This window comes from Methylocystis bryophila, from assembly GCF_027925445.1.
GTDB lineage: Bacteria > Pseudomonadota > Alphaproteobacteria > Rhizobiales > Beijerinckiaceae > Methylocystis > Methylocystis bryophila.
Map to the genome: position 1 here is coordinate 361,186 of NZ_AP027149.1, position 23,210 is coordinate 384,395.

20 protein-coding genes and 1 pseudogene are annotated in these 23,210 nt (G+C 63.3%); 12 read left to right on the plus strand and 9 right to left on the minus strand.

Going from position 1 to position 23,210, the window contains the following annotated elements; translation table 11 throughout:
- Positions 1 to 44 precede the first annotated feature (44 nt).
- The 4 genes from purD (at position 45) to QMG80_RS01680 (ending at position 4,399) form a co-directional block, all read left to right on the plus strand.
- Positions 45 to 1,343, plus strand: a complete 1,299-nt coding sequence (gene purD, locus QMG80_RS01665) for a phosphoribosylamine--glycine ligase (protein ID WP_085771238.1) — start codon at positions 45 to 47, stop codon at positions 1,341 to 1,343.
- Between the two features lie 114 nt (positions 1,344 to 1,457).
- Complete coding sequence (locus QMG80_RS01670) at positions 1,458 to 2,198, plus strand: RibD family protein (RefSeq protein ID WP_085771239.1); 741 nt, start codon at positions 1,458 to 1,460, stop codon at positions 2,196 to 2,198.
- A 10-nt stretch (positions 2,199 to 2,208) separates the two neighbouring features.
- Complete coding sequence (locus QMG80_RS01675) at positions 2,209 to 2,760, plus strand: cytochrome b (RefSeq protein WP_158658674.1); 552 nt, start codon at positions 2,209 to 2,211, stop codon at positions 2,758 to 2,760.
- Between the two features lie 337 nt (positions 2,761 to 3,097).
- The gene (locus tag QMG80_RS01680) at positions 3,098 to 4,399 is read left to right on the plus strand and encodes a phage tail protein (RefSeq protein ID WP_199769046.1); all 1,302 of its coding nucleotides are present in this window, start codon (positions 3,098 to 3,100) and stop codon (positions 4,397 to 4,399) included.
- A gap of 108 nt (positions 4,400 to 4,507) precedes the next feature.
- Here QMG80_RS01680 and QMG80_RS01685 read toward each other — a convergent pair whose 3' ends face one another.
- The 4 genes from QMG80_RS01685 to QMG80_RS01700 form a co-directional block, all read right to left on the minus strand.
- Positions 4,508 to 5,347: an SAM-dependent methyltransferase gene (locus tag QMG80_RS01685; protein WP_085771242.1), complete on the minus strand. Its 840-nt coding sequence runs from the start codon at positions 5,345 to 5,347 to the stop codon at positions 4,508 to 4,510.
- Positions 5,344 to 6,402 (minus strand): glycosyltransferase family 4 protein, encoded by a 1,059-nt coding sequence (locus tag QMG80_RS01690; protein ID WP_085771243.1) that lies wholly within the window; start codon positions 6,400 to 6,402, stop codon positions 5,344 to 5,346. Before QMG80_RS01690 ends, QMG80_RS01685 begins: the two co-directional genes overlap by 4 nt.
- Positions 6,399 to 6,797 carry a 6-pyruvoyl trahydropterin synthase family protein gene (locus QMG80_RS01695; RefSeq protein ID WP_085773609.1) on the minus strand — a complete coding sequence of 133 codons (399 nt, stop codon included), beginning with the start codon at positions 6,795 to 6,797 and terminating at the stop codon, positions 6,399 to 6,401. The genes QMG80_RS01690 and QMG80_RS01695 overlap by 4 nt, the downstream gene beginning before the upstream one ends.
- Before the next feature lie 77 nt (positions 6,798 to 6,874).
- On the minus strand, positions 6,875 to 7,873 hold the full coding sequence (locus QMG80_RS01700) for a zinc-dependent alcohol dehydrogenase (protein WP_085771244.1): 999 nt from the start codon (positions 7,871 to 7,873) through the stop codon (positions 6,875 to 6,877).
- 98 nt (positions 7,874 to 7,971) lie between these two features.
- Here QMG80_RS01700 and mdoH point away from each other — a divergent pair, with 98 nt between their 5' ends.
- From mdoH to QMG80_RS01715, 3 genes and pseudogenes are all read left to right on the plus strand, one after another.
- Positions 7,972 to 9,762, plus strand: a complete 1,791-nt coding sequence (gene mdoH, locus QMG80_RS01705) for a glucans biosynthesis glucosyltransferase MdoH (RefSeq protein ID WP_085771245.1) — start codon at positions 7,972 to 7,974, stop codon at positions 9,760 to 9,762.
- Between the two features lie 60 nt (positions 9,763 to 9,822).
- Positions 9,823 to 11,247 carry a class II fumarate hydratase gene (gene fumC, locus QMG80_RS01710; protein WP_085771246.1) on the plus strand — a complete coding sequence of 475 codons (1,425 nt, stop codon included), beginning with the start codon at positions 9,823 to 9,825 and terminating at the stop codon, positions 11,245 to 11,247.
- A 27-nt stretch (positions 11,248 to 11,274) separates the two neighbouring features.
- Positions 11,275 to 12,912: pseudogene (locus QMG80_RS01715) on the plus strand (NAD-dependent malic enzyme); the annotation flags it as partial.
- Between the two features lie 62 nt (positions 12,913 to 12,974).
- Here the strand turns inward: QMG80_RS01715 and QMG80_RS01720 are convergent.
- Both QMG80_RS01720 and QMG80_RS01725 read right to left on the minus strand, forming a co-directional pair.
- Positions 12,975 to 13,334, minus strand: coding sequence for a YidB family protein (locus QMG80_RS01720; RefSeq protein ID WP_085771248.1), 360 nt, complete (start codon positions 13,332 to 13,334; stop codon positions 12,975 to 12,977).
- Between the two features lie 385 nt (positions 13,335 to 13,719).
- On the minus strand, positions 13,720 to 14,337 hold the full coding sequence (locus QMG80_RS01725; protein WP_085773610.1) for an aminotransferase class IV family protein: 618 nt from the start codon (positions 14,335 to 14,337) through the stop codon (positions 13,720 to 13,722).
- Between the two features lie 224 nt (positions 14,338 to 14,561).
- Here QMG80_RS01725 and yajC point away from each other — a divergent pair, with 224 nt between their 5' ends.
- From yajC to QMG80_RS01750, 5 genes are read left to right on the plus strand one after another with little or no spacing between them, the layout of a single operon-like run.
- Positions 14,562 to 15,236 (plus strand): preprotein translocase subunit YajC, encoded by a 675-nt coding sequence (gene yajC / locus QMG80_RS01730; RefSeq protein ID WP_085771249.1) that lies wholly within the window; start codon positions 14,562 to 14,564, stop codon positions 15,234 to 15,236.
- Between the two features lie 44 nt (positions 15,237 to 15,280).
- Positions 15,281 to 16,867 (plus strand): protein translocase subunit SecD, encoded by a 1,587-nt coding sequence (secD, locus tag QMG80_RS01735; protein WP_085771250.1) that lies wholly within the window; start codon positions 15,281 to 15,283, stop codon positions 16,865 to 16,867.
- Between the two features lie 11 nt (positions 16,868 to 16,878).
- Positions 16,879 to 17,964 (plus strand): protein translocase subunit SecF, encoded by a 1,086-nt coding sequence (gene secF / locus QMG80_RS01740; RefSeq protein ID WP_085771251.1) that lies wholly within the window; start codon positions 16,879 to 16,881, stop codon positions 17,962 to 17,964.
- A complete protein-coding gene (locus QMG80_RS01745) occupies positions 17,961 to 18,329 on the plus strand; it encodes an Mth938-like domain-containing protein (protein ID WP_085771252.1) in 369 nt (122 codons plus the stop codon). The genes secF and QMG80_RS01745 overlap by 4 nt, the downstream gene beginning before the upstream one ends.
- A gap of 9 nt (positions 18,330 to 18,338) precedes the next feature.
- Positions 18,339 to 19,937 (plus strand): adenylate/guanylate cyclase domain-containing protein, encoded by a 1,599-nt coding sequence (locus QMG80_RS01750; protein WP_085771253.1) that lies wholly within the window; start codon positions 18,339 to 18,341, stop codon positions 19,935 to 19,937.
- Positions 19,938 to 19,997: 60 nt separating this feature from the next.
- Here QMG80_RS01750 and QMG80_RS01755 read toward each other — a convergent pair whose 3' ends face one another.
- The 3 genes from QMG80_RS01755 to QMG80_RS01765 all read right to left on the minus strand — a co-directional run bounded on the left by QMG80_RS01755 (position 19,998) and on the right by QMG80_RS01765 (position 22,847).
- Positions 19,998 to 20,741, minus strand: a complete 744-nt coding sequence (locus QMG80_RS01755; RefSeq protein WP_085771254.1) for a methyltransferase family protein — start codon at positions 20,739 to 20,741, stop codon at positions 19,998 to 20,000.
- A gap of 404 nt (positions 20,742 to 21,145) precedes the next feature.
- Positions 21,146 to 22,093: an outer membrane protein gene (locus tag QMG80_RS01760; protein ID WP_085771255.1), complete on the minus strand. Its 948-nt coding sequence runs from the start codon at positions 22,091 to 22,093 to the stop codon at positions 21,146 to 21,148.
- 199 nt (positions 22,094 to 22,292) lie between these two features.
- Positions 22,293 to 22,847: a type VI secretion system tube protein Hcp gene (locus QMG80_RS01765; protein WP_158658675.1), complete on the minus strand. Its 555-nt coding sequence runs from the start codon at positions 22,845 to 22,847 to the stop codon at positions 22,293 to 22,295.
- Between the last annotated feature and the right edge of the window lie 363 nt (positions 22,848 to 23,210).

The following is a 23,210-nucleotide window of genomic DNA, read 5'->3' on the forward strand; positions in this document are numbered from 1 at the left end:
TATATGCGTTGCGGCAGGATTCTACGAGGGCTCGGGGGGGAAGAATGAAGGCGTTGTTGATCGGGTCGGGCGGTCGCGAGCACGCCATCGCCAACGCGCTCCTCAAGAGCCCGAAACTCGATCGCCTTTTCGTCGCGCCCGGCAATCCGGGAACGACCGCTATCGCCGAGAACGTCGCGCTTAACCCCAAGGACCATCGCGCCGTTATCGACTTTTGCCGCCTGCATGACATCGGCCTCGTCGTCGTCGGGCCCGAGCAGCCGCTCGTCGAGGGCCTCGTGGATGCGCTGAACGAGGCGAATATCCTGGCCTTCGGCCCGAGCCGGCTCGCCGCGAGGCTCGAAGGCTCGAAGGGCTTCACAAAGGACCTTTGCCGCGCCGCAAATATTCCGACGGCGGACTATGCGCGCTTCGATGACGAGGAATCCGCGCTCGCCTATCTCGGCGCCAAGCGTGCGCCGATTGTCCTCAAGGCTGACGGGCTCGCCGCCGGCAAGGGCGTCGTCGTGGCTCAAACAGACGAGGAGGCCGCGGCGGCCTTGAGGGCGCTGTTTGCCATCGGGGTCGGCGCGAGCGTCGTCATCGAGGAATTCCTCGAAGGCGAGGAAGTCTCCTTCTTCGCACTCTGCGATGGAACGCGGGCGCTCCCCTTCTCCTCGGCGCAGGATCATAAGCGCGTCGGCGAGGGTGACACCGGCCCGAACACCGGCGGCATGGGAGCCTATTCTCCTGCGCGCGCGCTGACCGAGGCGCTCGAGGCGGAGGTCATGGCGCGCATCGTCGAACCGACGCTTCGAGCGATGCAGGCGATGGGGGCGCCTTATCGCGGCGTGCTCTACGCCGGATTGATGCTGACGAAAGAGGGGCCGAAGCTCATTGAATATAATTGCCGCTTCGGCGATCCCGAGGCGCAGGTCATCCTGCCGCGGCTGGAGGACGATCTTCTGGCGCTGATGCTGGCCTGCGCCCAAGGCGCCCTCCCCGCGCTGGCGCCGCGTTTCTCGTCGCGCGCCGCCTTGACCGTGGTTCTCGCCGCCGAAGGCTACCCCGGAACGCCCAAGACGGGGACGACGATCGAAGGCTTGGAAGACGCGGAAGCCTTGTCCGACGTCGTCGTGACCCACGCCGGAACGCGCCGCGACGGGACGCGTCTCGTGTCGGCGGGCGGCCGCGTTCTCAATGTGACCGGGCTCGCGGGCACGGTCACGCAGGCGCGCGCGCGCGCTTACGAGGCAGTGGATCGCATTCGCTGGCCCGAAGGCTTTTGCCGGCGCGACATCGGCTGGCGCGAAATCGCGCGCGAGGGCGGCGAGATCACGCAGCGTTCAGGCGGAATCGCCTGAAAGGGAAACGTGATCAATTCTTGAAGTTTAGAGCGCGTCGCTCTGCTCGCCTCTGTCGCCTGAGCGCGATATATATGTTGGCCAGGAACCTTTGGGGGCCGCGGAGGGCAAGGAATGCGGGTCGACACGATCGCGCTTGGAGGCGGCTGGCCGGGACCCGCTTCGCCGGCGACGGACGTCTTTGCGCCTTTTCGGGAGGCCTCGCCCGATCGACCCTTCGTCGTTGGCCAGCTCGGACAGTCGCTCGATGGCCGCATCGCGACGGTGAGCGGAGAGTCGCGCGGCATCAGCGGCGACTCCGCGCTTGTCCATCTGCATCGGATCAGGGCTCATGTCGATGCGGTGATCGTTGGCGCCGGCACCATTATCGCCGACGATCCACGCCTTTCGGTTCGCGCGGTTAAAGGCGTCAGTCCCGCGCGAGTCGTGATCGATCCCAGCGGAAGACTCGACGCGAGGGGCAATTGGCTCGCGGAGGACGGCGCGCGCCGCATCCTCGTCACGGGCGCGAGCGAGCCCGCCTGCGCCGCAGCGGAGATCATTCGTCTCGAAAGGCGCGAGGGACTCATTCCTCCCGCAGCGATCGTGGAGGCGCTGTTTGCGAGAGGCTTGACGCGCCTGTTGGTCGAAGGCGGCGCGCGGACGCTCGCGGCCTTCATCGAAGCGGGCCTTCTCGACCGCCTGCATTTGCTGGTGGCGCCGATGATCATCGGCTCGGGACGAAACGGCCTGGAGCTCTCGCCCATCGGAACGCTTGCGAGCGCGCTGAGACCGCGGGTCCAGACCCATCTCCTGGACGGCGGAGACGTCCTCTTCGACTGCGATTTTTCCTGTTGCCGTCAGCGCAGCTGCTGAGGAGGCCCCCTTGAGAGAAACGGGACGCGAATATTCATCGCTCGCGAAGGCGCTGCATTGGACGGCGGCCTTCATCGTCATTGGCCTCATTCCCGTCGGCTTGATCATGACCGATCTCAAGCCGGGTCCTCTTCAGGATCGCCTCTTCGTCCTTCACGAATCCTTCGGCGTCACCCTGCTCGCCCTGATGATCTTGCGCGCCGTGACGCGCTGGCGCTTGCGGCCTGCGCCCTATTACAACCTCACGCCCGTGGAGCGCCGCGCTTCGACGGCCGTTCATTACGCGCTCTATGCGCTGCTGCTCGTCACGCCCGTGATCGGCTGGCTCGGCTTGTCGGCCTTTGGTCTGGGTCCGTCGTTCTTCGGCGTCGCTGAGCTGCCGCGCCTCCTGGCCAAGAACAAGCCCTTGTCCGAGACACTGTTCGATATTCACGAGGCCTGCGCGTTTCTCATCGCCGGCCTCCTGGCGCTGCATGTCGCCGGCGCGTTGCGCCACGCCTTCGTCCTGCGCGACGATTTGATCTGGCGCATGCTGCCGGCCGCTTTCAGGAGGAAGGGCTGAGGGAAACGCGCATGAAGCCGAAAAGCGCGAAGCGGTTTTCCTGACAGGACAGGCTCCAAGTTTCCGATTTGGAGCTTATTCTCATCCAACCCGTATCGCCCAAAACACCCTACAGGGTCCTGAACTTGACATCGCCGCTGCGGCGCAGGGTCTGGCAAAATTCGAGCATATGTGGCAATTTGTAGGTGTATTAAAGCGAATTCCGCAAAAATTGAGAGACTTTTGCGATCAGAATTCGTTCCAGCTTCTTGATTCCGGTGCGACTTCCTATCGCTCAAAGGATTCCGTTGAGCGGAGAGGGCGCCAAGGCAGGCGGCGATATTATTGGAGCGGCGTCATGAAAAACATTCGTATCCTCTCTGCGACAGTCATCCTTCTCGCTTCTTCTCCAGCAGCCCTCGCGGGCTCCGCCCCAGTCGACAACTACCAGCCTTCGCTCGCCGTCACCGAGCTCGTGCAGCTTCAAGGCGCATACCCTGTTCGACCTCCGGTCGGAGGCGCACAGGGGGGCGTCATCGGCTTCGTGACTTCCTTCGCGGGAAACTTCTCGACCGCCGCAACGACGCTCGCGAACGGTGCGCTGCTGCCAATAAGCGCCTATCAACAGCCGTTTAGCATCATGGGGAATGCTTACGGCGGCGACGGCGTCCAAAGCTTCGCGCTCCCCAACCTGCAGGGGCGCACGATCGTCGGCGCGGGGCCCGACTTCTCGAGCCCACCGCTCGGCCTTCCCTCCGGCTCCGCGACGATCACGTTCAACGCGTCAAATCTGCCGAGCAATCCTGGCGGCGCGCAGCCTTTCGATAATCGCCAGCCCTCTCTGCCTTTGACGCCGCTGATCGCCGTCAACGGCGGCTTCCCCACGAGCGGCGGATCGAGCGCCTCCACGGGCTTCCTCGGTCAGGTCGCCTATTTTACCGGGAACTACACTCCCGGCGGCTGGGCGGTCGCCAACGGCCAAATCCTCTCCATCCAGCAGAACCCGGCGCTGTTCAGCTTGCTGGGGACAACTTATGGCGGAAATGGAACATCGACTTTCGCTCTGCCAAATCTCGTCGGTCGCAGCGCCGTCGGCGTCGGCGGGGGTGTCGCGCTCGGCCAGGTCTTCGGGGAACAGTCGACAGCGCTCCAAACCAGCAACCTTCCCGGCCATGGCGCCGTGCCGGTGAACAATGTCGGCCCCTCGCTCGGCTTGCATTACATCGTCTCGATCAACGGGATTTTCCCCAGCCCGAGCGGCAACGGTTTCGCCCCCGGCAACATCCCGACGATCGGTGAAATCTCGCTCTTTGCCGGCAATTTCGCGCCGAGCGGATGGGCCTTCGCCGACGGTCAGCTTCTCTCCATCGTGCAGGACCCGGCGCTATTTGCCGTCATCGGCACGCAATACGGCGGCAACGGTGTAACGAACTTCGCGTTGCCCAACCTCGACGGACGCACGATCATCGGCGCGGGCGTTGACGGCGTCGGCGATACCTTCCCGGTCGGAGACGTAATCGGCTCGAACACCTTCACCTTGAACGCTGATAATTTGCCGACGGTCGCCGCGCCTGGTCCCAAACCCGGCGAAGGCTGGTTGAGCCTGTTGTCCCTGGCGATTCTGATGGCGCTCTCCGGGTTGCGCCGCTCGGTAGCGTGACGAGAGGGCGCCGCCCAAGGCGCGATAAACCGCTTCGCACTTTTCCGTGACCTGCTCTAAGCGAACCACGTCCTTTTCGATCGCGTGTTCCACGCGATCGGGACGCGCTCAATTCCGCCTTTGCGCAAAAAGATCGACGTGACCAATCTCGCAGCTTTCCGCGCGGCAACGCGAGGCGCGCCAATCCGAGACGACCGGGGCCGGAACGCGGCCCGTTTCCGCCACGGCCTGCGCGGAGCCCTCGGCGAGGGCGCGGATGAGATCTTTCTCGGCAGGCCCGAGGCGCCAGGGACTTGGCGCCGTCTCTACGTCATAGCCCCGTCTTTCGAGCGCGTCCTGTAGCAGCGCGGCGGCGCCGGGTCCTGCCGCGGGGCCGAATCCTTTGTCTCGCCGTTGATCCGCGAGGAATGCCGCGAGCAATTCATCGTCCGCGCCGTGAGTGGGCGACCAGCGCTCGCGGCCGTCGTAAGACAAGACGGCGTAAAGCGGCAGACGGCGCTCCGCGAGCGCCGCGCAGAAATCTTCGATCCAGGGCGCCGAGACCAGGTCGAAGAAGGCGGCGCCGGTGACGAGGTCGAGGTCCGGCGCCAGAAGATTTCGATCGAAGCGCGCTAAATCGCTGCGATCGAAAACGATCTCCAGCCGTCTGTCCGCGCGGAGCAGCGTCAACGGCGTTTGGCGCTCGACGCGGTCCGCCCAAGCGATGAGCGCGGCGCGGGCGGCGTCCAGGAGCTGCGGATCATGGTCGACGAGCCGCCAGCGCTGGCGGGCAGGCAGATGAGGCGCCTGCGCTCTCAAATTGGAGCCCGTCCCGCAAGCGAGATCAAGAACTCCGACATGATCGAGATCGGCGAAACGCGCCGCGACGAGGTCAACCAGCCGGCGATTGCGCGCCGCATGATCGGCGCTCTCTCGCAGCGCAAGCCAGTCGGCGGAGAAGCCGCTCACGCGAGGCCCCTGCCGGAATTGTCCACCACGCGCGCGACGATGTCGGCCGTGTCCTCCCATCGGGGCAAGGCTTGCCCGGCGCGCCAGGAAGCTTCTGCTAGTCCCGCGCGCAGCGTCTTATCGCCGATCGCCCGCCGCAAGGCGCGCGTCAGCTCGGCCGCATCGCCCGGCGGAAGCTTGAGGGCCGCCGCATCGGGGACCGTCTCCGCGGCTGCGCCGCCTGTCGTCGCGACGATCGGCAAGCCGCGGACGAGCGCCTGCGCGAGCGCCATGCCATAGCCCTCATAGAGAGACGCGGAGACGAAGAGGTCGGCCTCGTCGAAAGCGCGGGCGAGCGGGTCCGGCCCGAGCTCGCCCATAAGCTCGATGCGCGACCCCAGGCGCTTCGCCTCGATGAGCGCGCGCAAGGCGGCTGTCGTGGCGGGCGAAGCCTCGGCGCTGCCGACGATGCGCAAGCGCCATTCGAGGTCGGCGAGTGGCGAGAGCGCCTCTATGAGCAGATCGAAAGCCTTGCGCGGAATGATCGCGCCGACGGCGAGCAGCGTCGGGGCGCCCGCGGAGCCCCGCGCGCGCGGGGCGGGATCGACGCCGGGGGGCGCGACGGCGATTTTTTCGGCGGTGACGGAAAATTCGCGCGTCAGCAGCGCCCCTGTATGGCGGCTCGTGACGATGACGCGCGCGGCGAAGGCGAGCGCGTGGGTTTCGCTCTCACGCAGTCGCGCCGCGCGCTCGGCGTCGAGGCCCGTCTCCAAGCAGAGCGGGTGGTGACAGAGCGCGATCAGCGGCGACGGGAGGCGTCTGAGCGCGGCCGCGGGAAAGGCGCCATAGGCGAGCCCGTCGATGAGAACCGCGTCGCCATCGCGATGCAGGCGCGCGATCGCTTCCAGGCTCTGAAGGACGTCGGCTTCGCGCGGGTCGGGAAAGCTTCCGGGCAGAGCGCAGTGGATCGCCTCGACACCGACGGCGGGGAGCGCGGCCAGCAGGCGGCGGTCATACTCATAACCGCCGCTGCGAGTCTCGAGCTCGCCCGGTATCGCGAAGATGAGACGCGTCACAGAGAGTCTTCAAACCAGGCGCGGGCCACATGTGATTCATGCAGCGTCACGCGGATGCGGGCGATGCCCTCGCCGCCGGGGCCGAGCGCGCCGGAACGCGCGGCCGCCGCCATCGCGTCGAAGATGTGGCGCGAGAGAAACTCCGTCGTCGTCTGCTTCCCCGCGAAGGCTTCGATCTCGTCGAGGTTGCGGTAGTTCAGCGGCTCCAAAACGCTCTTCAGCGCCGCATGGGCGCGGCCAATGTCGACGACGACGGCGTCTTCGGTCAGGCTTTCCCGAAAGAAGGCCACATCGACGACGAAGGTCGCACCGTGCAGCCGCTGCGCCGGCCCGAACAGCTCTCCGCGAAAACTATGGGCGATCATGATGTGGTCACGAACTTCGACGGCGTACACGGCGCTTCCCTCCAAGCTTTTGAGCGCGTTCAGCATGTTCTATTCAAGAATTCGCTCGCATTGGCGACAGGATTTTATCAATAGCGGATCAGCGTCGCGAGGCCCCGCGCGCCAGCTCCCAGCAGACGCGGCAGCTCTCGCGGCGTCGCTTCGAGGTCGACCTCCTCGCTAATCAACGCGTCGAGAAGCGGATCGGCGAGCAGCTCCAGGGCCTTGTCGAGGCGCCGCGCATATGTCCAGCGCGGGCGGCGCGACGGCGACAGCTGCCCGACTTGAGAGGAAATCAGCTGCAGGCGCTTGGCGTGAAAGGCGCCGCCCAGCGGCGTCGGCGTATCACCTTCGCCGTGCCAGCTCGTCTCGACGACTTTCGCCTCGAAGCCGGCCGAGGCGAGAGCGAGGGCAAGGCCTCCCGCCGTGGCGCTCGCATGGAAAACGACATCGGCTTCGACAGCCTCGGGCTCGAATTCCCCGGCGAGCTGAAAGCTTGCGCCGAAGGCCGTCGCGATGTCTTGGCGCGCCGCCTCCTTGTCGATGACGAGCGGCTCCGAGCCGGGCAGCCGTGCGGCGAGATAAGCGATGAGCAAGCCAAGGACGCCGGCGCCGACGATGACGATGCGGTCGCCCGGTCCCGCGCCCGAGTCCCAAAGCGCATTGAGGGCGGTCTCCATATTGGCGGCGAGCGGCGCGCGACGCAGCGGCGTTGCGCTGGGAACAGGGCGAAGCGCCGCGAGGGGGGCGACAAAACGGTCTTGATGCGGGTGAAGGCAGAAAACCTCCTTCCCGAGCCAGTCTGGCGGACCGGCTTCGACAACGCCGGCGGCGCAATAGCCGTATTTCACTGGAAAAGGGAAATCGCCTTGCTGGAACGGCCCGCGCATGCGCTGACGTTCCGAGACGGGAACCCGACCTTCAAAGATCAGCCGCTCGGTGCCTCGGCTGAGCGCGCTCCAGCGCGTCGCGACGCGCGCCTCCGCGGGTCCTGGCTGGGGAAGGGCCTCAAGACGCAAACCCGCGGATTGCGGCGCTTCATACCAGAGCGCGCGCGCGGTCGTCGCCTGGGCTGGGTCGGAATTCATGGACGCCGCGCTTTCCCGTTTTCGCCCGCGACGGGCGATCGCGAAAACAAATTACGCAGACGCTAGACTTTTTCCAACGCCTCAAATAGCAAATTCTTATGCATGGCCGCACTCCGCCCATGACGCCGGCGGGGTTGCAGAGCCTGGCCGAGCTCCAGCGCCGTCGCCTTTTCGTGGCGGCCCTGAGCGGGCTCGTCTATCTGACATGGCTTCTCTGGCTCGCCGCCATTCTCAACGCCGGCGGTTGGACCTTTCTGCGCGTCGCGATCCTCATCTCCTTCGCGATCGCCGCGCCCTGGAGCGTGCTCGGCGTCTGCAACGCGGCCCTAGGCCTTTGGCTGTTGCGGTTCGATCGCAACGGGCTCGCGGCGGCGGCTCCCTTCGCGGCAGCCGCTTTATCGAACGCGCCGCTCACGAGCCGAACCGCATTGCTGCTGACGCTTCGCAATGAAGATCCAAGCCGCGCTTTCCGACGTCTTCGCGCGATGCGGGCGAGCTTGGCTTCGGCGGGATTTGCAAGCCGCTTTGATTTCTTCGTGCTGAGCGACACGTCCGATTCTCGAATCGCCTCCGAAGAAGAAGCTGAGGTCCACCGTTGGCGCGATGAGGAGCCCGAGGACTCGGAGCGCCTCCACTATCGCCGCCGCGCGAGCAACGAAGGCTATAAGGCCGGAAACATCCGCGACTTCCTCGAGCGCTGGGGCGGCGCCTATGACTTCATGATCCCGCTCGACGCCGACAGCCTGATGGACGGCGAGACGATGATCAAGCTCGTTCAGATCGGCGAGGCGCATGAGCGCATCGGAATCTTGCAAACGCTCGTTCTCGGCGCGCCCTCGAACTCGGCCTTCGCGCGCATCTTCCAGTTCGGAATGCGCCAGGGCATGCGCAGCTACACGATGGGGGCGACATGGTGGGCTGGCGACTGCGGCCCTTTTTGGGGACATAATGCGCTCGTGCGCGTTGCGCCCTTCTCGCAACATTGCGTGCTGCCGAAGCTGGAAGGCGATCGGCACATCCTCTCGCATGATCAGATCGAGGCGGCGCTCATGCGTCGCGCGGGTTTCGAGGTCCGCGTCCTGCCGGTCGAATGCGGAAGCTTCGAGGAAAACCCGCCCACCCTCATCGACTTCCTGCGTCGCGAGCTCCGCTGGTGCCAGGGCAATATGCAATATGTGAGGCTGCTCGCCTTGCCAGACCTCGAGCCCATGAGCCGATTTCAGCTCGTCTGGGCGATCAGCATGTTCATCGGCGCGCCAGCCTCCACGGCCGTCATGGCTCTGGCGGCGCTGCTGCCAGCCGTCGAAGACGTTTCGGCCCTTCCGACGGGGTCGCTCAAGGCCCTTTATCTGACGTTCCTCTTTTTCCATCTCGCGCCGAAGATCGCTGGTCTCATCGATGCCGCGCTTGCCCGGGACGGGCTCTCACGCTACGGCGGCGCCGGGCGCTTTTGGATCGGCGCCGGAATCGAGATTGCGAGCTCATTCATCATCGGCGCGGTGACAAGCTTCAGCGAGACCCTCTTCCTAGCCGGCCTCGCCTTCGATCGCACGATCGGCTGGCCGGGCCAGGCGCGCGACGCGCGGGGTCTCGGCCTTCGCGAGACCACTGCCGCCCTGTGGCCGCATCTCGCCTTCGGCGCCGCAGTTCTCGGGGCTGCGGGAGCGCTGGCGCCGTCGCTGGCCTTGTGGTCGACGCCGCTCACGCTCGGTTATGTCGTCGCGATCCCATTTGCGCTCGCAACCGCCGAGCCTCGAGTCGGCGCCTGGCTTCGACGGAACGGGATCTGCGCGAGTCCGGAGGAAATCGCTGAGCCAGAGATTTTGCGCGATCTTCGGCGCAGCCCCGCGCCCAGATCACACTGTGCTAAGGCGGAATCGCCCCTCTAGTTAGATTGGACGCGCGTGACGAATAGCGTATGCTCGGCCCCCGGCCCGGTGGAGAGCCCAATGACGGATGTGCGGCGCGAAACCGACAGCCTTGGCGTCGTGGAGGTTCCCGCGGACAAGCTCTGGGGCGCGCAGACTCAGCGCTCGCTCGAGCACTTCAGCATCGGCGACGATCTGATTCCCCGCGAGATGATCACGGCCTACGCCATCCTGAAGAAGGCGGCCGCAGGCGCCAACCATGCCGACAAGCGGCTCGACGATCGCCGTTATCAACTGATCGTGCAGGCGTGCGACGAGATTTTGGCGGGACGCCATCATGAGATGTTTCCGCTGCATGTCTGGATGACCGGCAGCGGCACGCAGTTCAACATGAACGTCAATGAGGTGATTTCCAATCGCTGCTGCCAGATTGCTCAAACGCCGCTCGGAAGCCACGATCCCGTTCATCCGAACGACCACGTCAATATGGCCCAATCCTCCAACGATTCGTTTCCGTCCGCCATGTGCATTGCGGCCGCCGTCGGCGTGAATAGTCGTCTCATTCCCTCCGTCGCCGCTTTGCGCGACGCCATCGGCGAGAAGGCGCAGAGCTGGCAAGACATCGTCAAGATCGGCCGCACGCATATGCAGGACGCGACTCCGCTGACCTTGGGGCAGGAGTGGTCGGGATATGCCGGAATGCTCACCGACAATCTCGACCGCATCGACGCGGCGCTGACGGGCGTTTATCGGCTGGCGCTCGGCGGCACCGCCGTCGGCACGGGCATCAACTCGGCGCCGGGTTTTGCCGAGGCCGCCGCAGCGGAAATCGCCCGGTTGAGCGGCTTGCCCTTCGTCACCGCGCCGAACAAATTCGCCGTGCAGGGCGCGCATGATGCGCTGGTCCAACTATCCGGCACGCTGCGAACGCTGGCGGTGTCGCTCTATAAGATCGCGAACGACATTCGCCTGATGTCATGCGGACCGCGCGCCGGATTTGCGGAGCTGGATATCCCAGCGAATGAACCTGGCTCGTCGATCATGCCGGGCAAAGTCAACCCGACCCAATGCGAAGCGCTGACGATGATCGCCGTCCAGGTGATGGCGAATGATGTCGCCGTCGGTTTTGGAGGCGCGGGCGGCTACCTCGAAATGAACGTTTACAAGCCGCTCATGATTTTCAACATCTGCAAATCGATACGCATTCTCGCGGATGGCTGCGCAAATTTCCAGAAATTCCTGATCGACGGGACAAAGCCTAATCTGAAGAAGATTAACGAATATGTGGAGCGCTCCTTGATGCTGGTGACGGCCCTGTCTCCCGTCATCGGCTACGACAAAGCGTCCAAGATCGCGCATCATGCGATGGAGAAGGATCTTTCCTTGAAGGCGGCCGCCCTGGAGCTGGGTTTTGTCAGCGAGGCGGAATTCGATCGGGTCGTCGACCCGAAGAAGATGGTAAGACCCTATGTGGCCGGCTCCTCGACGGGCGAAAATTCGGCTTGAGCGCCGGCGGACCGCAAGCGGCAAAGGACAAGCGCGATGACAACGGCCAAGCGTGGCATGGACCTGCTTCACGACCCTGTGCTCAACAAGTCGACCGCCTTTAGCGAGGCCGAGAAGGAAGCTCTCGGCATTGTCGGTCTCACGCCTGACGTCAACGAAACGATGGATTTGCAGCTTCGGCGGGTCATGATGCAGCTCGGTCACAAGTCCACGGACCTCGACCGCTACATCTACTTGGTCAATCTGCTCGATCACAATGAAACGTTGTTCTATCGGACGATCATGTCCGATCCGGCGCGCTTCCTGCCCATCGTCTATGACCCCACGATTGGCGAAGCGTGCCTCAAGTTCGGACACATCTATCGTCAAACAAGAGGCATGTATCTCTCGATCTCGCGACGCGGCCGAGTGAAGGAGGTGCTCCGCAACTGGCCGCAAAAGGACATTCGCTTCATCTGCGTGACCGATGGCGGCCGTATTCTGGGTCTCGGCGATCTCGGCGCCAATGGCGCGGGCATCCCGATTGGCAAGCTGCAGCTCTACACGGCCTGCGCCGGCGTGCCGCCGCAATACCTCCTGCCGATGTATCTGGACGCCGGCACGAACAACCAAGAATATCTCAACGACCCTCTCTATCTCGGCATGCGCAAAGCGCGCCCGCCGACCGAGGAGCTGTTCTCCTTCGTCGACGAATTCGTCGAGGCCGTGCAGGAGGTCTTTCCGAAGTGCTGCATCCACTTCGAAGACTGGACCGGGGTCGACGCCATTCATCTGCTCGAGCGCTACCGCCAAAAATATTGCGTCTACAATGACGATGTGCAGGGCACCGCGGGCATCACGCTTGCCGGGATGATCAATGCGACAAAGATCAAGGGAACACGGCTCAAAGACGAAACATATCTGTTCCTGGGCGCCGGCTCGGCGGGCGTCGGCCTTGCGAACCTGCTGTGTTCCGCTTTGGTGGCGCAGGGCATGACGCTGCAGGACGCTCAGTCCCGAGTGCATATGTTCGACGTCAATGGATTACTGGAGTCGAGCCGGACCGACCTCGTCGATTTTCAAAAGCCCTACGCCCACAAGCACGCGCCCACGCGCGACTTCGTGGCGGCGGTGGAAAGCATAAAGCCTTCGACGATCATCGGGGTGAGCACCATCGGCGGGGCGTTCACGCAAGACGTGATTGAGGCGATGTCGCGCATCAATGAGCGCCCCGTGATCCTCGCGCTTTCAAATCCGACCGAGCACGCAGAGTGCACGCCTCAGCAGGCCTATATGTGGTCGAAGGGCAAGGCGATCTATGCGGCAGGCGTTCAGTTTCCGCCGGTCCACTTCAATGGCCAGACATTCTTGCCGGGGCAGGCGAATAATTTCTACATTTTCCCCGCGGTTGGGATGGCGATTTTCGCCACCCAGGCGTCGAGAGTGACCGATGAGATGTTCATTGAGGCCGCGGCAGCCGTGGCGGATCAGGTCGGACCGGATCTGTTGAAGCAAGGGATGCTTTATCCGCCGCAGGCGAATATTCTGGAGACGGAAATTCAAACCGCGGCGCGCGTGGCGCAGCTCGTGTTCGATTCGGGGCTGGCGCGAACGCCCCGGCCAAGCGACATGGTCGCCTTCATTCGCAGCCACGTCTACAAGCCTGAGTATCCCCTATTCGCGTAGCGACAGAGCCGGGGTGGAGGCCGCCGGCTATGACCGGCGGCGACATGTCGAATCCGCGTCGATCAGTAAGACGACTTTTTCGTTTCCTGATCCGTAGGAGGCACCTTGCCTTCCGGCGTCGCCTTGTCGATCGCGATCGGAAGATATTCCGCCAGGAGGTCGCGAGCCTTATCGAAGTCGACGCCCGTCGCCTGTGCGAGCTCCTTCAGCTTGCTGACTCCGACCGCTTGGCCGACCTCAATGGCGCTAATCGCCTCGTTCTTTCCGGTGGAGACCCAAGAGTCGACCTGACGACCGAAGCCTGAGGCCTGGAAGTTCTTGACGACGGCTTCAATGCCTCCCTGCTTTTCGATGTAGTCCTTGACGAGATTCAACGCCTCGGCGCCGATGACTCCACCGACGATCGCCTTCAGCCAGCTCATACTGTCCCCCGTGCATTTGGGCCACAACCTTAAGCGGCGCTCGGGCCGCAGGGAGATGATAGGGTCCGGGTTCCACCCTTACAATCCCTTGAGGCAATAGTTCCGGGTCAGAAAAGACAATCCGCTAGATCACGCTGCGTTCAGGCGAAATCGCCTGAACGCAGAAAACGTGATCGATTCTAAAAGTTTAGAGCGCGATTGGCGCGAAAAACCGGTTTCCACTTTTTCGCATCGCGCTCTAGCAGCGCTTGAGTCACCGGAGCATCACAGAATCGTCATCATGCGTGCGCCTTCGCCTCGCGAGCGCGCGGCAAAAGCCTGCGACGAGAGGGCGCCTTACGCGCAAACGATCCGCTCTCGCCTCGCAAAGCTGTGGGGCAATGGATCAAGCGAGCCTCGCCCTCACGAGGCCTCGCACCGAATTGCCCATGAAAAACGATTTGTCTTCGAAATCCTCGAGCGCAAGATAGTCCTCGCGGGCTTTGCCCTCGGCGAGGAGCCGCGCGCGCAGCGTTCCAGGCAGGAGCCCGCTCGCGAGGGGCGGCGTGAGCAGAAGCTCGCCTCGCTCGAGAAACACATTGGTTCGCGCGCCTTCGCAGACCTCATCGCGCTCGTTGAGGAAGAGCACTTCGTCGGCCCCCGAGCGGGACAGCTCTTCCTCATAGATTTCGCGCCGCGTGGTCTTGTGACGCAGCATCGGCTCCAGGGAAGAAAAGCGACGCTTGGCGAGGGCGACGCGCCAAAGGGTTTCCGCCGCGATCGGGTCAGTCGGCTCGACGCTGATCTCATGCGCGCCCTCCCGCGCCAAGGTCAGACGGATGCGCAGCCGCTGCGACGCGGCGGGCTGGACGACCGCTTCGAGCGCTGTTCTCAGGCGAGGCTCGTCGAAGGCGAAGCCAAGCGCTGAGGCCGAAGCGCCCAAGCGGCGAAAATGCTCGGGAAGGAGGAAGAAGCCTTCCTCTCTCGTCCAGAGCAGCGTCTCGATCAGGCAGAAGTCTTGCAAAACCGCCTCTCCGCTTTCCCGCGCGCTCGAAAAAAAGCTGTCGTCGCCACCCAAAAGATAGGCCGCAGGGCCAGCCGCGCAAACAGTTTAGAAGCCGAAGAGCGCCCCGCTCTTCGGCCCGCCATTGCTTTCGCAAGTCGAGCGGCTATATTCCGCGCCGCTTCGCGCCGACCCGGCCCACGCCGTGCGGAGCCTATTGGCGGGCCCTCCAGACGAGATGTGAAATGAAGCTGATATCGGACGCCATGGCTCAAACCGAACAGCCAGCCCCTTCCCCGGCCGAAGCTGCGCCTGGGTCGGCGGCGCCGGCTGCGCCCGCGCCGGCAGCGGAGTCTCCTGCGGCGACGCCTTCCGCGCCCGCCACGACCGTCAAGGCTGACCAAGCGGCGGCGCCCGCCACATCATCTGCTCCCCCGACCAAGACGGGGACCGCAACTCCCTCGGCGGCGCCCTCAGGTCAGCTGGAGATGCCGGGGTTTGCCGATCTTTTCGCGCAGATCGTCCCATTTCTCGTCATCATCGGCATCGTCTACATCATCGTTATCCGCCCGCAGCAACGCAAGCAGAAGGAAGCCGAATCCCAACTGCGCAATGTGCGCCGAGGCGACATCGTCGTCGTGAACGGCTTCATCGGCAGGGTGACCAAGGTCGTCGATGACGCCGAATTCGAGTTCGAACCGGGTCCGAACCTCAAGCTGCGCGCGCTGCTTTCAGCGATCAGCGAGGTCAGGTCGCGCGGCGAGCCGGTGAAGGAGGCGCCGCCGCTGGCCAAACCCGCGAAGGACGCGGCGCCAGGCGCGAAGCCCTCGAGGGCTGCGGCGCCGGCGGCGAAGGCCGTCAAGGACGCGGCGCCGGCGGCGAAACCCGCCAAGGACGCGCCGCCCGCCGCCGAGAGCTGACGCTTCCTCGCTCTTCATCTTTGTCATAAGCCCCAGAGCAAGCAATGCTGCGTTTCGCCACCTGGAAGATCGTCTCGATCATCGGCATGACCCTCGTGGCGCTCGCCGTCGTCATCCCGAGCATGCTCTCGCCCTCTCACTACGAGCAGCTCGCCTCTGTCTTGCCCCCTTGGCTGACGCCGCCGCAAATCGTGCTCGGCCTCGATCTCCAGGGCGGCTCCTATCTGATGCTCGAGGTCGATCGCAGCTCCGTGCTGCACACTCAGGCCGGCAATTTGCGCGATGACGTGCGCCGCTTGCTGCGAGAGGAGAAGATCGCGATCACCGGAGGCGTCGGCCAGACGGCGCGCGGCGTGCAGATCCGCGTGCCGGAGGCGGCCGATCGCGAGAAGCTCCTGCCGAAGCTCAAGGCCTTGAGCCGGCATTATTCCTCCGAGATGGGCGGCCCCCCGGCGCTTGACGTCGAGGATGCGGGCGACGGCGTCATTCGCATCAGCCTGACCGAAGCGGGGCTCAATCAGAAGGTGCGCGCCGCGGTCGACCAGTCGATCGAGGTCGTTCGTAAGCGCGTCGACGAGCTCGGCACGCGAGAGCCGAGCATTCAGCGCCAGGGCGACGACCGGATCATCGTGCAGGTGCCCGGCCTGCAAGACCCGCAACAATTGAAGGAGGTGCTCGGCCAGACCGCGAAGCTGGAGTTCCGGCTCGTCGCCGATCCCGGCCAGGCCGCGGGCGAGACCGAGGAGCTCGAGCAGACCGATCAGCCCGGCAAAATCTCCATCGAGAAGCAAGTCATGGTGCAGGGCGAGGATTTGACCGACGCGCAAATGAGCTTCGACCAGCGCGGCGGCGAGCCGGTCGTCAATTTCCGTTTCAACACACGCGGCGCGCTGAAGTTTGGCGAGGTCACGTCGAAGAACGTCGGGCGCCTGTTTGCGATCGTGCTCGACAATAAGGTGATCTCGGCGCCACGCATTCTCGGGCCCATCACCGGCGGCTCGGGTCAGATCACCGGCCGGTTCACCACCGAGCAAGCCAATAATCTCGCGATCCTGCTGCGCGCGGGCGCGCTGCCCGCCAAGCTCAACATCGTCGAAGAGCGCACGGTCGGTCCCGGCCTCGGTCAGGACTCGATCGACGCCGGCAAGCGGGCGGCTTACGTCGGCGCGGCGCTTGTCGTCGTCTACATGCTGATCACCTACGGAATCTTCGGCGTCTTCGCGAATTTCGCGCTCTTTGTGCATATCGCGATGATCTTCGCGGGCCTCGTGCTGCTGCGCTCGACGCTGACGCTGCCGGGCATCGCCGGGATCGTGCTGACGATCGGCATGGCGGTCGATTCGAACGTGCTGATCTACGAGCGCATTCGCGAGGAATCGCATGCCGGACGCTCGATTCTCGCCTCGCTCGACGCGGGCTTCAACCGCGCCTTCGCGACAATCATCGACTCCAATGTGACGATGTTCGTCGCCGCGGCGATCCTTTACTTTCTTGGCTCGGGTCCGGTGCGCGGCTTCGCCGTGTCGCTCGCGCTCGGCATTCTGACGACGGTCGTCACCGCCGTGACGATGACGCGCATGATGATCGCCCTCTGGTATCGCCGCGCGCGCCCGACGCGGCTGCCGATATAGGAGACGCACAGATGAAGCTCCTGCGTCTCGCTCCCGAGAACACCCATTTCGGCTTCATGCGGTTTCGCCGCGTGAGCTATCCGATGTCGGCGGCCCTTTCGATCGTCGCGGTGCTGCTGTTCGTCTTCATTCACTTGAACTTCGGCATCGATTTCGCGGGCGGCACCGTCATGGAGCTGCGCGCCAAGGGCGGCTCAGCCGAGGTCGGCACGCTGCGCGCCATCGCCGAGAAGCTGAAGCTCGGCGACGTGGAGGTGCAGGCCTTTGGCAATCCCGCCGACGCCACGCTTCGTTTTGGCTCGCAGCCCGGAGGCGACGCGGCGCAGCAGGCGGCGGTGGATCGCGTGCGCGCGGCGGTCGAAAGCGACTATGACGTGCGTCGCATCGAGGTCGTCGGCCCCCGTGTCTCGGGCGAGCTGGTGCAGTCGGGCACGCTCGGCGTCGTGCTGGCGATCATCGCCGTGCTCGGCTATCTGTGGTTCCGGTTCGAGTGGCAGTTTGCCGTGAGCGCTGTCATCGCGACGATGCACGATCTCCTGCTCACGTTCGGATTCTTCGCGCTGACGCAGCTCGAGTTCAACACCACCTCGATCGCCGCGATCCTCACCATCGTCGGCTACTCGCTGAACGAGACGGTCGTCGTGCTCGACCGCATCCGCGAGATGATGCGCAAATATAAGAAGATGCCGACCGCGCAGATCATCGACATGTCGATCAATGCGGTGCTGCCGCGCACGATCATGACGGCGACGACGGTTCTCCTTGCGTTGCTGTCGCTCGCGATCTTCGGCGGCCAAGTCATCCGCTCCTTCTCGCTTGCGATGATCTGGGGCCTTGTCGTCGCGACCTATTCCTCGGTGTTCATCTGCTCGCCGATGCTGATCTACCTCGGGCTCCGCAACGAGGGACGCGGCGAGGGGCGCGGCGAGGGAGCCATAGAGGGCGGAGGCGCGAACGCGGCGCTCCCTTCCGGCGCCGCAGACGAAGCCGGCCAGACGCTGCCTTCGCTGGCCGCCCCCGTCAAAGCGTCGACTCCGAAAAAGAGCGGCGGCAAAAGCGCGCCCAAGCGTTCGAAGTCCGGCGCCGCCAAGTCATGACGCAGGGCGCGGGCTTCGTTCCGGGACTGCACAAGATCGACGACTATGGAAATGGCGGCTTCCGCTTTGCCGGCATGTCGCATCGCGGCTCGGTGTTCGCGTCGCCCGCCGGGGTTCGCGCTTTGCCTTTGACGAGCGCCGAGGAGATCGACGCCGCGACGCTCGATCTTGCGATCGCCGAACATGTCGATCTCCTGATCGTGGGAACGGGCGAAACACTCAGACCGCTTTCCGCGGCCTTGCGCTCGAGGCTTCGGGCGGCGGGCGTCGGCTGCGAGACGATGGCGACCGGCGCCGCTGTTCGCGCCTACAACATGCTGGTGGAAGAATCGCGCCATCTGGCGGCGCTGCTGATCGCGGTTTGAGGAGAACGCATGGCGAGGGTTCCGGTCGGTCGCTCAGGCGCGGGCGGGCGCGTGTTCCTTCTTCTCGTTCCCTTGCTGCTCGTGGGCCTGCCCCTCGCCGTGTGGCTAGACCTCACGCGGCTGTCGGAAGCCATGCTGCTTCGGCAGGCCAGCGATCTGAATTCCATCATCTCGGGCGTGCGCGCATATTATGCGACAAATGTCGTCGGCCGCGTGCTCGCCGGGCCCGGACAAACGCGCGTGGCGCATAATTACGAGGCCGTTCCGGGAGCCATTCCGATCCCGGCGACATTGTCGCTAGAGCTCGGCAACATCATCGGCGGGAAACAACAGAATATCGCCTATCGCTTTGTTTCGGATTTCCCCTTTCAAAACCGGACTCCGCATGTGCTCGACGATTTCGAGAAGGGCGCGCTGTCGCAGTTCCGGTCCGGCGACACCCATCCGGTGACGGAGGCGTCGACGTCGTTTCTGACCGACCGCGTGCGCTTCATCTCTCCGGTCACCATGACCCCCGCATGCGTCGCCTGCCACAACAGCCATCCCGAGAGCCCCAAACGCGACTGGAAAGTCGGCGACGTGCGCGGCATTCAAGAGGTGACGATCAGCAGCCGCATCGCCACCAACATCTTCTCGTTCAAGTATCTCTTGGCTTATTTCGCCCTGGTCGCGACGACCGGATTTACGTTCATCGCCCTGCAGCTGCGCCAGTCCGCCTCCATTCGGGCCTTGAACCGCGAGCTCGAGACCGCGAATGAATTCCTCGCCTCGCTCTCGATGAAAATCTCGCATTATTTGTCGCCGCAAATCTACAAGAGTATTTTCAGCGGAGAGAAGGACGCGACAATTCATACTGAACGCAAGAATCTGACGATATTCTTCTCGGACATAAAAGACTTTACTTCCATCACTGAGCGATTGCAGCCGGAACAGATCACTGCATTGCTCAACGACTACTTCACAGAAATGTCAGGCATTGCCCTGAAATATTCTGGAACCATCGACAAATTCATCGGCGACGCCATGCTGATTTTCTTTGGCGATCCCGAGAGCAAGGGGGAAGCGGAAGACGCGCGGGCCTGCCTGCGAATGGCCGTGGAGATGCAACATCGACTGGCCCAGCTCAACACCAAGTGGCGCAATGCCGGCGTAGAGCAGCCTTTTCGCGTTCGCATGGGCATCAACACGGGCTACTGTAACGTCGGGAACTTCGGCAGCGCCGATCGAATGGACTACACCGTCATCGGCGCCGAGGCCAATCTCGCCGCGCGGCTGCAATCCGTGGCCGAACCCGGTCACATCGTCATCAGCTATGAGACCTTCGCCTTGGTGCGCTCCGTCGTCGTCGCCAGCCCCCTGCCCGCGATCACGATGAAAGGAATCAGCCGCGCCGTCATTCCCTATTCGGTGGAGGGCATGCTGAACGCAGATGGCGGGAAAGCGGAAATTTTCAGCGAGAACATGACGGGACTCGATCTCTATCTCAACCCGACCATGCTCGACACGCGCTCGGCCGAACATGTTCGGTCGCTATTGAAGAGCGCGCTCGCGGCTCTCGACAAAAGCGCCGCCGACGCCTCGCCCGCGCCCGCGACGCCGGAGGCGTGACGCGCTGCCTAGATCACGCTGCTTTCCGGGGTTCCGCCTGAACGCATCGCGCTCTAGAATTCAGTAAACGCCGGGCACAAAGCGCGCTGTATGCGCCATGTAATCTCTGTATTCGGGAAAGACTTGGACTAACATAGTTTCTTCGATTTTCATTCGTTGAAACGTGAATAGGCATTGCACTGCCAATAGCGATAGCGCCCAAGGCGACCAGTGCAGCACCGCTATCCCAACGATAGCAATGAGCTCGCCAACATAAAGGGGATGGCGGACGAGGGAATAGGGTCCCCGCGTCACGAGCCGCCGCGCCTCCGGAAGGATGCTGATCGAGCGTCCAAGCGCAAGCGCCGCCCAAATGGCGACAGTCATGCCGCCGATGATCGAGAGCAACGCGCCGAGGTAAAGGAAGGATGAAAGCTCTTGGAGCGGTAGCCACACGATTCCGACGCTGACAAATGTAGCGACCACAGCGACAAAGCGTGGATAGAACCCCGGCGCGCTATGCCGCGAGACGCGGCGCAATGCAAACAGGACAATCAAGACCGCGAGGAAAAGCAGTGTGCTCAGGTTCGAGACGATACTGAGGATGAGAGGCGCTCGGAGCACAGAGGGATCGGTTTGCAAGCAAAATTTGGCGAGCGCGATCTGTCGACCCAGATCTGGGAGGAACTGCGTCGCGGAATATACGCACCATGCGATGAAAGGGGCAGCCGCCAAAAAATCGTAGAGCTTGGTTCGGCGGAATTCGTTGAGCCGGCTCGCGAGCGAAGCGTCAGTGTCCGAGTCAGGCGTTGACACTCTCAGCATGGGGCGCCTCTGTAGGTAATGGCGTCGAAACAAGACGTCGGCGGGCTTTGCCGCACCTTGCGGAGAGGCGGCCTGTCTGCCTCAGCAGTCGCACAGCAATGAGCCAAGTTTTAGGCCATCCTTTTTCGCCACGCGGTCTCCAGGGCTCTATGCCACTTCAGGGCGCTATGGTGCGCTCGTCGAACTTCGGCCACTGGCCGGAAGGCTTGACGGGCGAGTGGGCGGAGGCGGTCTTCCGGGAGCGGGCCGAAGAACAGGAGCCGGCCGACGAAGAAGAACTGCGCCCTCGCGATCGAAAGAGCGCGACGGGGTCGACGCCTTCGTGACGCTCGCGCGGCGACGAGAGAAGCGTCTGCCGCCTCGAGCCCGAGAGTAAATCAGCCCTGCGTCCGATCGGCCGTCGATCAGTATTTGGCGACGACGACGGGCGGTGGCGGCGCATTGAAGTGATAATTCACTCCCAGACGCGCGACGTTGCCGCTGAACCGGCTGCTTGTCTCAGAGACATTGATTAGCTGTAGTCCCTGCGCGTCCCCGTGAATTTTGGCGTCAGCTTTATAACCGGCGTTGGTGTGCGCGGAACCGAGGTCGTAGTGCATGAATTCAGCTTTCACCGACCAGTTCGACAAGAACATCCACTCGACGCCGCCACCGGCCGCCCAACCGACCTGAGTTCCGTTCGTGGACGTATAGCCGGGTCCGACCGTCAGAAAATCGGGATGGACATTGACGCCAATTTGGGAGGCGTTCGTGCTCAGGCCTACGCCGCCAAAAGCCAAACCGCCAGTGGCGTATAAAAGGAGCGAAGGCCTTACGAGATAACCGAGTTGACCACGGACCGTGCCTAGATAACCCAGATTTTTGCTGACCAAGATGTCTGTCAAATACGCATGATGGAGCAGGTTCGAGCCGGTAATCGGAACATACGACCACTCGGGCGCTCCATTGCCGCTTTGGCCGGCGACGCCTTGAATATCGGCTTCGACGCCTCCTACCAGAACTTCAAGGAATTGTTGCTTGTAGCCGATTTGACCCCCGCCGAGAAAGCCAAGCCCGCCCGTCGCGGCGTGCGGTCCGGCCAGAGCCATAGCTGCAGTCGTGGAATAATCGACAGGCGCTGACGGATTCGGCGGCGGATTGAAAGGGTTGATGTAGGCCGGCCAGGAAGAGATAGAGGCGCTGTTGTTCTCGCTCCAAACGCCCCCGGCGTTCAGTCCAACATAAGCGCCGGTCCAAATCGCTGGAATCGGATTATCGACAACTGGAGTCTGTCGGGAGGGAAGATCAGCAGCAAGGGCGGCCGATGTTTGGAGCGCAACGAGCAGCGCGAAAAGTGAAAAAGTCTTAGGCATGGCTCATTGTCCTGCTTTTCGAATGACTACTCTAGCCGAATATGACTATAGGATCATGGTAAACTAAGGCTTAAGCATCGCCCGCGTCGCTCCCTTGGGTCAAAAGTGTTGAATTTTGTGACGAGCCGGGCCCATCGAGGCGAGGTAAGGTAGTGATCGGGGGTCTCGCCCCGCGCGGGGCGAGACCCAGCTTGCGCGCCTAAAAAGCCCGATTTGTGAGGCAGTCCCAGCCAAAGACAACCGGCGCGCCAGGCCTGCCGTCGGCCGTTGTCGGATAATATGTGTATTTGAACCTGTCGGCGTGAAGGACGATCGTTTCGTTGACGCCGTTGTCTTGGGGGTCGGACTGCGAAATGCTCGTCACCAACACATCCTGAAGATCAATCTTGTAATAGTCGTAGGGGGCGTTACCCGAGGTCGTCTCAAAAGTTATCGTGACGGGACCGGCGGTTTGCCGCCCCTTAAAGAGCAGGGCGAGAAATTGCGGCCCCGTCATGTCGAGGGGCTTGAGGATCGACACTTGACCGCAGACAGGCTTGCCTGCGCCCCCTCCTCCTCCAGAACTGGCGATCGTTACGTAGTCCGTCGTGCTAAAGCCCGTCAGAATAATCTCGCCCTCATGGCCTTTCTGCGTCGAAGCGCCAGGAAGGCCCGGAAACTTGAGAAAAATCTGCTGCGCCGCCGCTTCGGCGCCGGCGATTGAGGCGAGGGCGAGCGCCGCGCCCATGACAACGGCTAGCTTAAGCTTAATCATGTAGATTTCCTTTCGACCAAGGTTTTCGAGCGGTACGGATAGCAGGGCTCCAACACCAAACATCAAAAACCCTATGCCGAGGCGCTAATGTTTGCATGTCTTTATTTCGCGCCAGTCGGCCAAGACAAAAGCAGCGCTCGAGCTTTGGAACCAAGGAGTGTTTTTTGGCGCATCAACGCCCTTCGCGTGGGGGCTGCGATGCAGCGACGCTTACAGCTCAATCTGCTCCGACAAGTTCAGCGCCTCCTCGACCGCAACTCCGAGGTAGCGAACGGCGCTCTCAAGCTTCGTGTGGCCCAGCAGAAGCTGCACGGCTCACAGGTTCGGTTTCGCGCACAACATCAATTCACGCGCCGGTTCCTT